This is a genomic window from Butyrivibrio sp. NATIVEDY162 (assembly GCF_045999815.1).
Lineage (GTDB): Bacteria > Bacillota > Clostridia > Lachnospirales > Lachnospiraceae > Butyrivibrio.
The window spans coordinates 2,677,536-2,692,569 of sequence record NZ_CP172573.1 but is presented as its reverse complement, the minus strand read 5'-3'; the positions used below and the strand labels follow the sequence as shown (position 1 = coordinate 2,692,569).

Here is a 15,034-nt window from a genome sequence, read left to right as displayed (position 1 = left end):
TTCTGTTTATGGTAAGGAGCTGTCAATTCGGCAGCTCCTTTTCATATGTCAAAAAATGGACATGAAATGACAAATTTCGGTAAGACAATTCCTAATCCCTTTATGCTAAACTTAATATGTGGATAACATTGTAAACAATTGCGTGAAGTAAAGCATGCAATCTTTTTATTGTGCATATATCATCAAGTTTCTAAGTCACACTATATGATATCCACAAAACAAATATAGAAAATCAGGAATACAAAAATGGCACATAAAACAACAACAAGAAACATGACAAGCGGTTCTATACTGATGCAGATTATTGCATTCTCTCTGCCGCTTATGTTTGGCAATATTTTTCAAATGTTATATAACACCGTGGATTCCATCGTGGTGGGAAACTTTGTAGGAAAAGAAGCTCTCGCAGCTGTCGGCTCCACAACAATGATCGTAAATATGCTGGTGTTCTTTTTTAATGGATTCTCAATTGGAGCTGGCGTCCTTATTTCCAGATATTTTGGAGGAAAAGATTTAAAAGGCCTTCACCTCGCAATTGAAACCACCATCGCTACAACACTTGTATTCTGCATTCTATTTACAGTTATCGGAAGCGCAGGCGTAGTACCTATGCTGAAATTCATGGCAACTCCCGAGGATGTAATGCCAGAAGCCACAACCTACCTTAGGATATATTTTCTTGGTTTTTCAGGACTTCTCATTTATAACATGGGAAGCGGAATCCTCAGAGCAGTTGGTGATACCACAAGACCTCTTATGTTCCTGATCCTTACAAGTCTTATGAATATCGTTCTCGACCTGGTTTTCGTAATCGGACTAAAGGCAGGCATTGCAGGTGTCGCTTATGCAACCATCATCTCTCAATTTATTTCTGCTATTCTCACACTGATGCTCCTTACAAGAACAAATGATATATACAAGCTTGTCTGGAAGGATCTGACATTTGATAAGGCAATCCTTAAGAGCATATTTATGGTTGGGCTTCCTGCCGGAATACAGTCAGTTATCACCGCATTTTCAAATATATTCGTTCAGTCTTATATAAATCACTTCGGTTCGAGCTGCATGGCCGGCTGGAGTAGCTACAATAAGCTGGACACCTTCATAATGCTGCCAATGTCCAGTGTTGCCATGGCTGCAACCACCTTCGTAAGCCAAAACATCGGTGCAGGCAAAGAAAAAAGAGCAGAAAATGGCACGAGAACCGCAATTCTTCTATCCACCTGCATAACCTTTGTAATTGCGCTCCTTTTGTATATATTTGCAAGACCTGCCATAAGGCTCTTTTCATCTGATGAATCGGTAATTGAATTTGGTGCACTTTTCATTCAGACCAACGTATTCTTTCTCATTGCAAACTGTGTAAATCACACTCTCGCTGCAGCCCTCCGTGGCCGTGGAGACTCCAGAGGTCCTATGTTTATCATGATTGCTACCTTTGTTGTGATAAGGCAGATTTACCTCTTCGTGCTGACTCACTATGTTGTAAATGATCCTAAATGGGTTGGCTTTGGCTACCCTGTAGGTTGGATGTGCTGCTGCGTTGTAGAGCTCCTATATTATAAATTAAAGTGGAAAGGTAAAGAGTCACAGGAGGAACTAATCTATGCTGAAAAAACTTGATAATGAAATGAAACGTCGACTCGCTATGACTTTGGGCGGAGTGCTGATATCCGGCTTTTCCGTAGGAATGTTCCAATTCTCTCTTATGGGCATGGATCCGTTCCAGGTATTTGCCCATGGAATCTGGACGCAGCTTCTTCATATAATGACAGGCGGATCCCCAAGATTCTTTACAGAATTTGATCCCGCAAACGCTGTAATCGGCTACGGAATCGTCTATATGATAATCAATATCGTACTTCTTGTGTTTGATTTCTTTTTGGACAAAAAGAAGATAGGAATTGCCACCTTCATCAATCTGTTTCTGCTTGGCTACGTGGTTGATTTTTCTTACAGCATCTGGATCAGACTGATTCCTGCGCCAACATTTCTGATAAGAATCATATTCCTTCTCATTGCGATTGTAATCATATGCTTTGGTTCTGCACTATACTTCACAAGTGACCTTGGAGTGTCAACCTATGATGCTATAGCTCTTTCCTTGTCCGAACAGAAAAAATGGGATTTTAAATTTGTGCGGATAACCTGCGATCTTATCTGCACAGGACTTGGCTTTGTTATGGGTGTTCTTCCCGGAATCGGTACCATTATTACCGCTTTTTTCATGGGACCTCTTATCGAGTTCTTCAATGTGCACGTGGCAAGACCGCTCAGATACGGTAAGGGGCGCAAGTAGTCAAATCCCCCGCCTTTTTCCGGAATATTTTTGGATTCTTTTTCAAAAACAGTTTATCCATATTTAATAAACCTTTCATCCTTCCTGCTCTCATAAAACCTTATAATTACATATAGGAACAGGCGTTGATTTGAATTGGTTTGTTTTTCGAAAAGGGGATATCCAAATGAAAAAGATATTTTTCGCATTTCCTGTTACTGCCATACTTCTGGGAATTACTCTATTATTTTCATCTGTAAGTGCAAGGTCTTCTTCTGAGCTTCCCATAGAAGAAGCCAAACAGATAGCGCTTCATAACGCAGGAGTCAATGAAGAAGACGTCACTTTCATAAAAAATGAGAGAGAGGTTGAGAACGGAATCGCCCAATATGATATAGGTTTCATTGCAGAGCCTGATGAGTATTACTACGAGATTGAGGCATCCACCGGCAAAATACTCTACTATATGTACTATGATGAAGAAAAGCGCAAAGCAAAAGATTCCGCAGAAACTCCACCTACTCCGGAAATAACACCGGATCAGGCTCTTGAGATTGCACTAAAACATGCAGGCTACACTGCTGCCGAGACTTCCGGCTCCACTGTCAAAAACGACTATGATCACGGCGAAAATATCTATGAAGTGGAATTCTACGTTTATGGCAAAGAGTATCAGTACGATATCAGAGTGTCCGATGGCAAGATTCTTGATCATGAGGTAGATCACTAATATGGTTACTTAATATATATTAAACGAGCCATGTTTTTCAACATGGCTCGTTTTTTATAGTTCTTCTTACTTCTTTATCTTCATTGTAAGACCGATTCTCTGCTTCTTCACATCCACTTCAATAACCTGGACATCCACGATGTCTCCTACACTTACAGCATCGAGGGGATGCTTGATATAGCGGTCTGTTATCTGAGAGATGTGAACAAGTCCGTCCTGGTGAACACCTATATCCACGAAAGCTCCGAAGTCAACGATATTTCTGACTGTTCCCTTGAGGATCATTCCGGGCTTTAAGTCCTTCATATCCATTACATCGCTTCTAAGAATAGGAGCGGGCATGCTCTCTCTGGGGTCACGTGAAGGCTTCTCAAGCTCTGAGAGAATATCTGTAAGAGTGATCTCACCAACTCCAAGCTCCTCAGCAAGCTTCTTCTTGTCGCCAACCTTCTTAAGAAGGCTTCCACCTGCAAGACCGGAATTCATACCATTACCGGCACCTGCATTATTGCCGAAATCTCCGCCTTTACCTGCGCCCTTACCGGAAGCTGACCGTTCATCCGCGCTTGCGGCCACAAAATTAGCTCCGTTAAGTGCTGCCGCAAGAGCTGCTCCCATTGCAGTGCTGGTATTCTTTACAACAAATGTCTTTTCCTTCTTGAGGTTCTTACCTTTGTTTCTATCACCTGCACCCTTAGCTTCTGCCTTCTTGGCATCTGCCTTAGCCTTAGCGCTCTTCTTCTGAGCTTCTCTTACATCATCCATGGTAAGCCCCAGCTTATCCATAAGCTTCTCTGCAGCTTCATAGGACTCAGGATGCACACTTGTATCATCAAGAGCATTCTTACCATCATGGATTCTAAGGAATCCTGCACACTGCTCATAAGCCTTGGGTCCGAGCTTTGGAACCTTAAGGAGCTCATCTCTGCTCTGGAACTTGCCATTAGCTTCTCTATAATCAACAATATTTTTAGCAATTACCTTGCTGATACCTGAGATATATGTAAGTAGTGGTGCTGATGCTGTATTAAGATCAACACCTACCTTATTAACACAGTCTTCTACTACACCTGAAAGAGCTTCACCAAGCTTCTTCTGGTTCATATCGTGCTGATACTGACCAACACCGATACTCTGAGGATCAATCTTAACAAGCTCTGCAAGAGGATCCTGAAGACGTCTTGCGATAGATGCCGCACTTCTTTGTCCAACATCAAACTGGGGGAATTCTTCAGTAGCAAGCTTACTTGCTGAGTAAACTGAAGCTCCTGCCTCATTAACAATTACATACTGGACAGGCTTATCAAGCTCCTTAATAAGTTCCACGATAACCTGCTCGGATTCTCTTGAAGCCGTTCCGTTTCCTACTGAAATAAGGTCAACATCATATTTTTTGATAAGCTTTTTGAGTTCTGCCTTTGCTTCCTCTACCTTGTTCTGAGGAGCTGTAGGATAGATAACTTTAGTATCAAGCACTTTTCCTGTAGCATCGACAATTGCGAGCTTGCAACCTGTTCTGAAAGCAGGATCCCATCCAAGTACTGTCTTGCCTGCGATAGGAGGCTGCATAAGGAGCTGCTCCAGGTTCTTACCAAATACGCCTATAGCGCTGTCTTCAGCCTTCTCTGTGAGTTCATTTCTGATATCACGCTCAATTGCAGGTGCTATAAGTCTGTCATAAGAATCCTTGCAAACTGCCACAAGTACAGGATTTGTCTCCGGATTATCCTTTACAATAGTTTTCTTTTCAAGGAAACGAAGTATCTGCTCCTCGGGAGCTGTAATCTTAACTGTAAGGAATTTTTCTGCTTCACCACGATTAAGAGCAAGAACTCTGTGTCCGAGGATCTTGTTTACAGGCTCCTCGAAATTGTAGTACATCTCATAAACGCTCTCTGCCTTCTCGTCCTTGGCAACAGATGTGACAAATCCCTGATTCCAGGTCTCCTCACGGATATATGTGCGGTAGTCGGCATTATCAGAGATTTCCTCGGCGATGATGTCCATAGCTCCCTGAATAGCTTCCTGGATATTTTTAACACCCTTCTCTTCGCTTACATAAGGTGTAGCTTCCTCCACAAGACTCTTTGTGGTCTCCTGAGCTCTGATAATGTCTGCAAGACCATCAAGTCCCTTTTCCTTAGCAACAGATGCTCTTGTTTTTCTCTTAGGTCTGTAAGGTCTGTAAAGATCCTCAACTGCAACCATAGTCTCAGCTGCGATAATCTTTGCCTTAAGTTCGTCTGTGAGCTTGCCCTGCTCTTCTATACTTGAAAGAACCTGCTCCTTTTTCTCCTCAAGACCTCTAAGGTAAGTAAGTCTCTCACCTAGAGTTCTGAGCTGCTCATCGTTAAGGGAGCCTGTCACTTCCTTACGATATCTTGAAATAAAAGGTATGGTGTTGCCCTCGTCAATAAGCTTGACTGCAGCCTCCACCTGCCATTTTTGTACGCTAAGTTCTTCTGTAATCTTCTGTAAAATATCCATTCTGACTGTATTACTCCTTGAATTTATCGACTGGAAGACCTCTATAGCCTTCATATAACGGTGCAACATGCACATTCACTATTTTACTATGAAAAACCCACCTTTTTCAATCACTCGGACTTAATCTGTTTTTTCATCAAAATTTAATACACAATCCCCTGTTTTTGCGGTACACTTAAATTGAAATATTGTTATCTTCGGATGACAGAGGAGGTAATTGTAATCATTGTATTAGTAATGCAGGGAGCATATTAATACAACATTACTGTAAACTGAAAATGACTGAAAGTTTTGAATACAATCGGGCTCACAACCCGCTTAATCCCAGGGTTTCCCTGGCTACCATAGCTTCTATCCTGGGTCTGGTTTCGATAGCACTGCTGCTTAGCGTTTATTTCTCCATAATACTTGGAGGAATTGCTATCACACTTGCTCTTCTGTCCAGAGATGAAAACGGCATGCTGTTTCCACAGGCCAAACGCGGAATCATCTTTGGTCTCATCGGATTATTTGGGGGATACGCACTACTTGTATCATCCTTCGTGACGGTGTTCACCGATCCCGAAGCGCACAAGATGGTTAATCAGTATTCCGAAGCCATTACCGGCCAGAGCTTTGACGATATGTTCAAAGAGATAACTGACAATCTCGGAGTAAGCATTAACCTTCCTACAGAGTAATAAAGGGGATGTGCTTATGAGTGGTATCAGTGGAATTGGATTTAATAGTTCATATGCGTCAGGATTTTTTGGTCCTGCCTTTAATAACGGCGGCTCCGGAACAGTATCCGATGCCGCACAAGGCTCCGCACCTGTGATAGGCGATGGCAAAGTCACGCTCAACCCCGGCGAATCTGTTGAGAAGAAGCCCGGTATGCGATCCTCACCTGCGGAATGTGAGACCTGCAAGAACCGCAAATATCAGGATGGTTCTGATGAAAACGTATCCTTTAAGAGCGCTGCTCATATTTCACCGGAAGCTGCACCTTCAAGGGTTCGCGGTCATGAGCAGGAGCACGTTGCCAACGCTTACAAGAAGGCAGCTATGGAAGGTGGCAAGGTCATAAATGCTTCTGTGAAAATTACTACCGCAGTATGTCCCGAGTGCGGACGCACCTACGTGTCCGGAGGACTTACCACCACTCAGATAATGTATAAAAACGAGAATAACCCCTATCAAAAAAATAAAAAATCCGCTGATGCAGCAAGCGGTATTGTAGGATCAAGCTTCGACGCAGCTGTATGATTTAGATTTTCTTAAGTGTGCATATCATTACATAAGGTGAGGCCCCGGTGCTTCGCCTTATTTTTGGGGAATAGGGCAAAATATAAAGCATAAATTATTTAAAAACAAGAGGATTTTATGAAAAAGTTAAAAAGCACTAAAACACTAAAAGCAATCGCAAGAGAAAGACTTCTTGGACATTACGGCACAACAATTTCCGCACTTATCTTATATCGTTTCATTTCATTTTTAATAGTTAATATCATAGTCGGTGCAATAATTCCAAATAACCTTATTACATATCTGATATACTTTGGCGCAACCATTCTCGTCAATCTTTTCTTCGGAGTATTTGAGTCCGGAATCGCCTATCTTTTCATGAATATCGTTTATGGACAGTCTGCATCTGTAGGTGATCTCTTCCACGGTTTTCAGAATCACCCGGATAAAGCAATTATCCTTCAGATTCCGATTGCAGTCATGGATACACTGACCATGATTCCTATTCAGGTTCTCTCTGTTATCCTTGCAACAAATGCAAAAATTCCCGGTAATATCAACCCTCAGATTACATTCACAGTAGTTGGTATTATTGCTGTTTTAGTTATTCTCAACATTTATGTTCGCCTGATGTTTTCACAATCCTACTATATTCTTCAGGACTTCCCTGAAAAATCAGCGACTTCCATATTGAAAACCAGTGCCAGACTCATGAAGGGCAACAAGGGAAAGCTTTTCCTTCTTTATCTTAGCTTCATACCCATGGGGCTTATAGGCATGCTTGCATGCTTTATTCCGTTTTTCTGGGTAACTGCTTACCTTGTAACTTCTGATGCTGCTTTTTATCAGGATCTGGTATCTGTTTCCGCTGACAATTCCGGTATCTGATCATCACGACACAACACCTAAATATGAAAAGGACAATCAAATGGATTTAATAGATGCTATAAAAGCAATAGACAAATCGCACGAAGACGATGTACTTCACAGATTAACCACCGTATGGGGTGACTCGCTTGATAAGGATAATGTTCTTAAGGAATACCCTCGTCCGCAGTTTGTCCGTGACAGCTACATCAATCTGAATGGTGAATGGGAATACGCATTTTCCAAAAGTAACGTTCACCCTAATAAAATGGATGGAACCATACTCGTTCCCTTTTCACCCGAGTCAATTCTGTCAGGTGTCGAGAGACAGCTAAAGCCTGATGAATACTTATGGTATAAAAAAGAGCTTTCTTCCATAGAGCTCCCTTCTAAGGATTCCCGCGTTCTTTTGCACTTTGGAGCAGTTGATCAGAAGGCTATCGTTTTCATAAACAATACTCCTGTCGGTGCTCACACCGGAGGATATCTTCCGTTTACTATCGACATAACAGATGCTCTAAAACCTGATGAAACCGGTAATGAGCTGAGTCTTTCAGGAACGCTCACAGTATGTGTTCAGGATGACAGCGATACCTCATACCACAGCAGAGGCAAGCAAACTCTAAAGCGCGGCGGAATGTATTACACTGCACAAAGCGGTATATGGCAAACTGTCTGGATGGAGATTGTACCTTCATCGCATATCACTGCCTATAGGATTATTCCCGACCGTGACCTTGACGTCATCTACATGACGATCCATACGACAGATGACTGCCCTGTTACCATCAGGGTATTCGATTCGGAGAAGAAGATTCTTATCGCCGAAAACGAAGGAAATACCACGCTTCGCAGTGATAAAAGTCGTGAGCGCTTTGAATCAGAGGATTTTCACGATTCCTTTAGTCACTCCTCCGATGAATACAGCAAATTCTCCCCTGACATAGAGGGAAAAGGCACTTCCACCAACGTTTATTCATGCAAAATAGCAATTCCAAAGCCCCATCTCTGGACCCCTGAAGATCCTTATCTCTATCAGGTGTGCATAAAGGCCGGGGATGATGAAGCGTGGACTTATTTTGGCATGCGCTCCTTCACAAGACAATTCGATAACGAAGGTCGTCCTCTGTTTTTCTTAAACGGAAAACCATATTTCCTTAACGGCATTCTGGATCAGGGCTATTGGCCCGACGGTCTCTACACCGCTCCGAGTGATGACGCACTTATTTTTGATATAACAGAGATGAAAAGACTCGGCTTTAATATGCTGAGAAAACATATAAAAGTCGAAGCCGCAAGATGGTACTACCACTGTGACAGACTGGGTATGATAGTCTGGCAGGATATGGTAAGCGGAGGTTCATCCTACGCAAAGCCTGTTGTGAGCTATCTTCCTACTCTTTTCCCCGGAGTCTTCGGACATATGCCAGACGGCCCCATAAATTACCACATGTTTTCACGTGACTCTGCAGACGGCAGAAAGGAATGGACTCAGGAGATGAAAGAAACCATCCAGCTTCTGATAAATGTTCCCAGTATATCCGTCTGGGTTCTCTTCAACGAAGGATGGGGACAGTTCAACGCATCCGCAGCTACTATCCTTGCAAGACAGTTTGCAGATAACAGACTCATAGATCAGGCCAGTGGCTGGTTCGATGAAAACGGCGGCGACTTTAGAAGTGTACATAACTACTTCAGACCTCTTGGCGTTGTAGCAGATAAAAAGCGTCGCGCCTTCGTTATTTCGGAATACGGCGGATACACCTGCTATATCAAGGGACACAGCAGCGTTGACAGAGTATATGGCTACAAAAAGTTCGATACTGTTCCCGATTTCCAAAAGGCCTTCCGCACACTGATGGATGAAACTATCGAAAACCTGAAAAAGAAAGGTCTTGCAGGCGCTGTTTACACCCAGCTGTCCGATGTAGAAGAGGAAGTAAACGGTATCCTTACCTATGACCGCAGACTCAATAAATTAGAGATGAAACGATGATAAATAACAATATTTACGAAAAGCCACAGAAAGTAAATAACTTCCATGAGATAGCAGATATTTCTCAAAGGCGAAAAATACTGGAAGGACTCTCGCAAAATACAGGTTCTGACATAGTTGACAATGTCTCTCCGGAAGCTGCTATGCGCTATTTAGAGCTCCTTGATGGCAGATACACCTTTAGAGATGGTCAATGGGCAGATAATTACATGCGCGCATTTTTGATGCTCATGACCTTAAACAGAGCCTCTGCCATTCCATTTTTAAATTTCGGCAGACAAAAAGAAATCAGGAAATACCTTACTTCTCTCGGAGCATACAGCGAACGGATAGATTCCTACCAGCTCGAGGAGTGGAAGGACTTTGCAGCCTGCTACATAACATCCTGCACTTCCAGCAAGACCTACGGCACAGCCTTCCTTGGCATAATACCTATGCCCGATAAGAATGTTGCCATGAAAATTGCAGCTGATATTGACACCGCTCTCTTCGAAGTTCCGGATTCCTATGAACTTTTTGATGCATCGAAACCCATCTACGAGATATTTAAGGAAACCTATTTTATCCTGCTTCAAAACGGCGAAGCGCTGTGGAATGAATGCCAGGCTTCCAAAAACCGATAAATTCCGGGATGATTCAATATTTATATTGGCAGAATAGGATTGGATAGCACTGGATTAGGTATCTTACCAATCCAATATATGGTAAAATTAGACATATTTTTTATTAGCAATTACGGGAGGAAACGCAATGGAAAACAAGAAGGCCGTTGTATCTCTTGGTCATGAGGCCCTCGGATACACCACCAATGAACAGATGAAAGCCACCAAGGTTACAGCAAAAGCACTGGCAGATCTTGTAGAGGCAGGCTATCAGCTTAATATAACTCACAGTAACGGACCACAGGTCAGCATGATCCACAAAGCCATGACTGAGCTCAGGAGAATTTATATCGACTATACTCCTGCTCCCATGAGCGTTTGTAGTGCCATGAGTCAGGGATATGTTGGCTATGATCTGCAGAACTCCCTTAAGAGTGAACTTACAAGCCGCGGTATTTCTACTCCCGTCAGCACAATTCTCACTCAGGTAACAGTTGATCCTTATGACGAAGCCTTCTACGCACCTACCAAGGTTATCGGCAGATACATGTCCAAGGAAGACGCTGACAACGAAGTAAAGAAAGGTAACTTCGTCCAGGAAGTACCCGGAAAAGGCTATCTTCGTATTGTTGCTGCACCCAAGCCGATTGATATCGTAGAAATAGACGCAATCCGCGCTCTCTCAGATGCAGGCCAGATCGTCATCGCCTGCGGCGGCGGCGGAATCCCCGTTATTCAGCAGAATCACGTACTAAAAGGCGCTTCCGCTGTTATCGAGAAAGATGCTATCGCAGGAAAACTCGCAGCAGATCTCGGTGTAGACAGACTTATCATTCTTACATCCGTTCCATATGTTTATACAGATTTTGGAAAGGATACTCAGGCTCCCATTGAGCGCATGAACGTATCTGCAGCTGAGCAGTATATCCGTGACGGTCAGTTCGGTGCTACAGATATGCTTCCCAAGATTGAAGCAGCCATCGAATTCCTTAAAAAGAATCCTTCAGGAAGCGTTCTTATTACTTCACTTGCAGAAGTAGGTGACGCTCTTAAAGGCAAGGCAGGAACCTTTATTACAGCATAATCCCGATTGCTTTTGTATTTCGGAGTAGCAAAAAACTCTCGTCACTGTGACGAGAGTTTTTATTTTGCAATATATCAGGACTCCTTCGCTGTCTTCACAGGAATTGCCTTAGGAACCTCAGTAGTCCTTAGCTCTATTCTAGGTCCGCCCTTACCTCTGATGTAATCTCCTGTAATTGTGACGCTACCGATATTGTCATCCTTTGGAATCTCATACATGATATCAAGCATGAATTCCTCTATGATAGCACGAAGCGCTCTGGCACCTGTATCCTTCTCCATAGCCTTCTCTGCTATAGCTTCAAGTGCATCATCATCGAATTCCAGATTGACCTCATCAAGAGCAAGGAGCTTCTGATACTGCTTTAGGATAGCGTTCTTGGGCTCCTTAAGGATCTCTACCAGCATCTCCTTGGACAATCCCTTAAGTGTACAGATGATAGGAAGTCTTCCAAGAAACTCAGGAATCATTCCGAACTTTTTGAGATCATCAATAGTAACCTTGGTAATAAGATCAGGATCCTTGTCCCACTTATCCTTTAGGTCTGCATCAAAACCGATGGAAGTCTGCTTATTCAGTCTCTGCTTTATGATTTCGTCTAGATCCGGGAATGCTCCGCCACATATAAACAGAATATTTCTTGTATTAACAGTTGCCATAGGCACCATAGCATTTTTGCTGCTGGCGCCAACAGGGACCTCCACATCTGAGCCCTCAAGGAGCTTTAACATTCCCTGCTGAACAGACTCACCGCTGACATCTCTCGATGTAGTATTCTTCTTTTTGGCGATCTTATCAATCTCATCTATGAAGATGATGCCCTGCTGAGCCCTGTCGATATCATTTCCTGCTGCAGCAAGAAGCTTACTTACTACGCTCTCTATGTCGTCGCCGATATATCCTGCCTCTGTAAGAGAAGTTGCATCAGTAATTGCAAGCGGCACATCAAGAAGCTTAGCCAGCGTTTTTACAAGATACGTCTTACCACTTCCTGTAGGTCCTATCATGAGGATATTGGACTTCTCAATCTCTATGTCATCCATGGTGCCAGTCTTAACACGTTTGTAGTGATTATATACTGCAACAGATATTATCTTCTTAGCCTGCTCCTGTCCTATAACATAGTCATCAAGCTTGCCCTTTATTATGTGGGGAGCAGGGATATTATCTATGCTAAACTCAGGCTTTACCTTAATATCCTCTTCCTTTTTCTTCTTAATCTTCTGTGAATTGGGAATTCCACCTGAATTCATGAAGCTTCCAAAATCCATGAAGTTAAATCCCGGCATTCCGTTATTCTTATTAAGCTGATTCATAAGATCAGGATTGTTCAAAAGATTCTGGTAATCAAACTGGCTGACTGTATCCATTGTCTTTTGCATACAGTCATCGCAGACGCAGATACCATTTGGCAGATGGAACATTTTTCCTGCCTTACTCTCAGGGCGTCTGCATACAAAGCACACATCCTCGTAATCGCTCTCCTTATTGGTATCTGTATCTTTTGAATTTTCTACGGAGCCTTTTTCTATATTTGTATTATCTGAAGAAGATTTATTGTCATCAGTAGCATCTACCACATCTGTAGCTTTACTGCCTGACGTTTCTTTGCTGCTGATTTCAGAATCCATAACCTCTCTGAAATCTGTATCATCATTATTATTTTCAAAACCAAATCCCATTAGACATATTCTCCATATTGTATGACTTTTTGCAGGCAATTAGCTCTTTGCCCATAAGAAGTCAAACTTAGTAAATTTCGTACAATCTTTATTATATGCGCGCCAATCCTCATCATCAAGTTAAGAAACTGTGAACTTGCTTTTATAAGAAAAAATCCCCCTTTACCGTCATCCGATAAAGGGGGAATCTTAGCCGTAAACAATTTTATGTCGCAAGATGATCAGTTTCCAAAGTTAAAACCAAATCCGAAGGGATTCTGGAAAGGATCAAGCTCTCCGCCCTGCTGTTCCTGCTCTTCCTGTCCGTCTTCCTGCTTTGCATCAGGCTGTTTCTCACCATGATAGGTCTTTCCATCAGTATCACTATCTGACTGAACAGAAGGCTTTGTGCCAAGTGTTATCTGAATCTCCTGATCCTGATATCCGCCCTCAGCCTGTCTCTGAACTGTGATAGTTACAGTTTCGCCTGCTTCATAATATGCAAGTCTGTTCTGGAGATCATCCATAGATGAAATCTCTTTTCCGTCAAATTTAGTGATGATATCGCCTTCCTGAACGCCTGCTGCCTTGGCACCACCGTCCTCAGAAACGCTTGCTACATATACACCAAGAGGAAGTCCGTACATCTGTGAAACATCTGAAGTAACGCTCACTCCTGAAATGCCAAGATAACCCCTCTGTTCATCTGCTACCTTTGAACGAGTCTTCTCAGTCATCAGCTGCTCTATTATAGGCTTAGCTGTTGAAATCGGAATAGCATATCCCATTCCCTCTATGGCTTCGCCACCAATCTTATTGGAGTTAATACCAATAACCTCACCGCTTATGTTAAGAAGTGCACCACCTGAGTTACCGGGGTTAATTGCTGCACTTGTCTGTACGAATGTGCCTTTTCTGCTATCATCAAGATCGATTGCACGGTTTACAGCACTTACAACACCTGTTGTAACAGACTGTCCATAACCAAGAGCATTACCTATAGCAATTGCAGGTTCGCCGAGCGTAAGTGAATCAGAATCACCAAGAGTTGCGATAGCGATTGCATTCTTAGTATCTGCGCTGAGATCGCCAAGCTGAACAGCGATAACGGCAAGGTCCATATTTGAGTCTGTACCCTTAACCTCAGCCTTTGCAGTATTCTCATCTACAAACTGAACCTCAAGAGAATCAGCACCTTCAATAACATGGTAGTTGGTAGCAATCAGAAGCTCTGATTCATTTGTTCCAACAATGATACCTGAACCTGAAGCTGTAAGTTCCTGGCTGTAGGTCTGTCCAAAGTATGAAGCTGACTGTGTATAGTTGTTGTTTATTGAAACCATTGCAGGCATTGCCTTTGCAACAACCTCAGTTACATCTGTTACAACTGTTCTGGAATCCTCGATAGTCTCTGTCTGAGCTATTCCTGATTCTGCATTATTAGCAGCTATGGTAGCATCTGCTGAATCCTGAGCTTCATCTGCGCTCTCTGAAGATTCTGCTTCATTGCTGTCAGCCTTAGCTTGCTCATTATCTTCCTTACCTGCTTCTGCCTTATCCTCAGAAGTTGTTACTCCGGGCATCTGAGAAATCTTGGTCATACTGTAGTAACCTGCGCCAAGTCCAAGGAACAGTACCATGGCAATTGCTATAGCTGCTGCTACCTTTTTACCTGTACCTCTCTTATGAGGTCCGTTTCCTCCATTCATACCGGGCTGATAATTTGAATACTGGTAATTACCATAAGTGCCGTTGCCATAATTACCGTTATTGTTGTAGCTGCCGTTATTACCGTAATTGTAGTTACCATAGGTGTTCTGGTTCTGATTTGATCCGTTGTTCATTCCGTTATAGTTACCGTAAGATCCGGCATTGCCATTCGGATTGTAGCCAACATATGAGTCGTTGCGGTTGCCGGTGTTATTTGCATTACCGCTACCATAGGTGTTACCGTTTCCGTATGTGTTGCCGTTTCCGTAGTTGTTTTCGGAATTGGTTTGTGTTTCGCTTCTTCCCCCGACATCTACTTTGTTTTGTTCATTATTTTCATTATCAAACATCACTATTACCTCTTTTCTTTGATAAATTATATTTTTCTTTTTTTC

General features: G+C 42.7%; 12 protein-coding genes. 9 read left to right on the top strand and 3 right to left on the bottom strand.

All coding sequences use genetic code 11. The features are described 5' to 3' along the window. Positions 1-246: 246 nt before the first annotated feature. The 3 genes from ACHCNF_RS11615 (at position 247) to ACHCNF_RS11605 (ending at position 3,008) form a co-directional block, all read left to right on the top strand. Positions 247-1,623: an MATE family efflux transporter gene (locus tag ACHCNF_RS11615; protein ID WP_408069952.1), complete on the top strand. Its 1,377-nt coding sequence runs from the start codon at positions 247-249 to the stop codon at positions 1,621-1,623. Beyond that, complete coding sequence (locus tag ACHCNF_RS11610; protein ID WP_408069951.1) at positions 1,607-2,299, top strand: YczE/YyaS/YitT family protein; 693 nt, start codon at positions 1,607-1,609, stop codon at positions 2,297-2,299. The genes ACHCNF_RS11615 and ACHCNF_RS11610 overlap by 17 nt, the downstream gene beginning before the upstream one ends. A gap of 166 nt (positions 2,300-2,465) precedes the next feature. Further along, a complete protein-coding gene (locus ACHCNF_RS11605; RefSeq protein WP_408069950.1) occupies positions 2,466-3,008 on the top strand; it encodes a PepSY domain-containing protein in 543 nt (180 codons plus the stop codon). Between the two features lie 66 nt (positions 3,009-3,074). On the opposite strand, the gene ACHCNF_RS11600 is transcribed toward ACHCNF_RS11605, so the two are convergent. Continuing rightward, positions 3,075-5,495: a Tex family protein gene (locus ACHCNF_RS11600; protein ID WP_408069949.1), complete on the bottom strand. Its 2,421-nt coding sequence runs from the start codon at positions 5,493-5,495 to the stop codon at positions 3,075-3,077. A 278-nt stretch (positions 5,496-5,773) separates the two neighbouring features. Between ACHCNF_RS11600 and ACHCNF_RS11595 the strand changes: the two genes are divergently transcribed. From ACHCNF_RS11595 to arcC, 6 genes are all read left to right on the top strand, one after another. After that, entirely contained in the window at positions 5,774-6,175 is a 402-nt protein-coding gene (locus ACHCNF_RS11595; protein ID WP_408069948.1) for a hypothetical protein, read from the top strand. Positions 6,176-6,191: 16 nt separating this feature from the next. Continuing rightward, positions 6,192-6,740 (top strand): hypothetical protein, encoded by a 549-nt coding sequence (locus tag ACHCNF_RS11590; RefSeq protein ID WP_408069947.1) that lies wholly within the window; start codon positions 6,192-6,194, stop codon positions 6,738-6,740. A gap of 117 nt (positions 6,741-6,857) precedes the next feature. Continuing rightward, a complete protein-coding gene (locus ACHCNF_RS11585; protein WP_408069946.1) occupies positions 6,858-7,607 on the top strand; it encodes a DUF975 family protein in 750 nt (249 codons plus the stop codon). A gap of 40 nt (positions 7,608-7,647) precedes the next feature. Beyond that, positions 7,648-9,582: a glycoside hydrolase family 2 protein gene (locus tag ACHCNF_RS11580; RefSeq protein WP_408069945.1), complete on the top strand. Its 1,935-nt coding sequence runs from the start codon at positions 7,648-7,650 to the stop codon at positions 9,580-9,582. Then, positions 9,579-10,205, top strand: a complete 627-nt coding sequence (locus tag ACHCNF_RS11575) for a DUF6553 family protein (RefSeq protein WP_408069944.1) — start codon at positions 9,579-9,581, stop codon at positions 10,203-10,205. Before ACHCNF_RS11580 ends, ACHCNF_RS11575 begins: the two co-directional genes overlap by 4 nt. Before the next feature lie 127 nt (positions 10,206-10,332). Further along, a complete protein-coding gene (gene arcC / locus ACHCNF_RS11570; protein ID WP_408069943.1) occupies positions 10,333-11,268 on the top strand; it encodes a carbamate kinase in 936 nt (311 codons plus the stop codon). Positions 11,269-11,342: 74 nt separating this feature from the next. Here arcC and clpX read toward each other — a convergent pair whose 3' ends face one another. Together clpX and ACHCNF_RS11560 are read right to left on the bottom strand one after the other, a co-directional pair. Further along, positions 11,343-12,950, bottom strand: coding sequence for an ATP-dependent Clp protease ATP-binding subunit ClpX (gene clpX, locus ACHCNF_RS11565; protein WP_408069942.1), 1,608 nt, complete (start codon positions 12,948-12,950; stop codon positions 11,343-11,345). 221 nt (positions 12,951-13,171) lie between these two features. Beyond that, the gene (locus ACHCNF_RS11560) at positions 13,172-14,989 is read right to left on the bottom strand and encodes a S1C family serine protease (protein WP_408069941.1); all 1,818 of its coding nucleotides are present in this window, start codon (positions 14,987-14,989) and stop codon (positions 13,172-13,174) included. Positions 14,990-15,034 lie beyond the last annotated feature (45 nt).

Coding starts and splice junctions, on each gene's coding strand:
- ACHCNF_RS11615 (WP_408069952.1), top strand. CDS start 247: ATGGCACATAAAACAACAACAAGAAACATGACAAGCGGTTCTATACTG.
- ACHCNF_RS11610 (WP_408069951.1), top strand. CDS start 1,607: ATGCTGAAAAAACTTGATAATGAAATGAAACGTCGACTCGCTATGACT.
- ACHCNF_RS11605 (WP_408069950.1), top strand. CDS start 2,466: ATGAAAAAGATATTTTTCGCATTTCCTGTTACTGCCATACTTCTGGGA.
- ACHCNF_RS11600 (WP_408069949.1), bottom strand. CDS start 5,495: ATGGATATTTTACAGAAGATTACAGAAGAACTTAGCGTACAAAAATGG.
- ACHCNF_RS11595 (WP_408069948.1), top strand. CDS start 5,774: ATGACTGAAAGTTTTGAATACAATCGGGCTCACAACCCGCTTAATCCC.
- ACHCNF_RS11590 (WP_408069947.1), top strand. CDS start 6,192: ATGAGTGGTATCAGTGGAATTGGATTTAATAGTTCATATGCGTCAGGA.
- ACHCNF_RS11585 (WP_408069946.1), top strand. CDS start 6,858: ATGAAAAAGTTAAAAAGCACTAAAACACTAAAAGCAATCGCAAGAGAA.
- ACHCNF_RS11580 (WP_408069945.1), top strand. CDS start 7,648: ATGGATTTAATAGATGCTATAAAAGCAATAGACAAATCGCACGAAGAC.
- ACHCNF_RS11575 (WP_408069944.1), top strand. CDS start 9,579: ATGATAAATAACAATATTTACGAAAAGCCACAGAAAGTAAATAACTTC.
- arcC (WP_408069943.1), top strand. CDS start 10,333: ATGGAAAACAAGAAGGCCGTTGTATCTCTTGGTCATGAGGCCCTCGGA.
- clpX (WP_408069942.1), bottom strand. CDS start 12,950: ATGGGATTTGGTTTTGAAAATAATAATGATGATACAGATTTCAGAGAG.
- ACHCNF_RS11560 (WP_408069941.1), bottom strand. CDS start 14,989: ATGTTTGATAATGAAAATAATGAACAAAACAAAGTAGATGTCGGGGGA.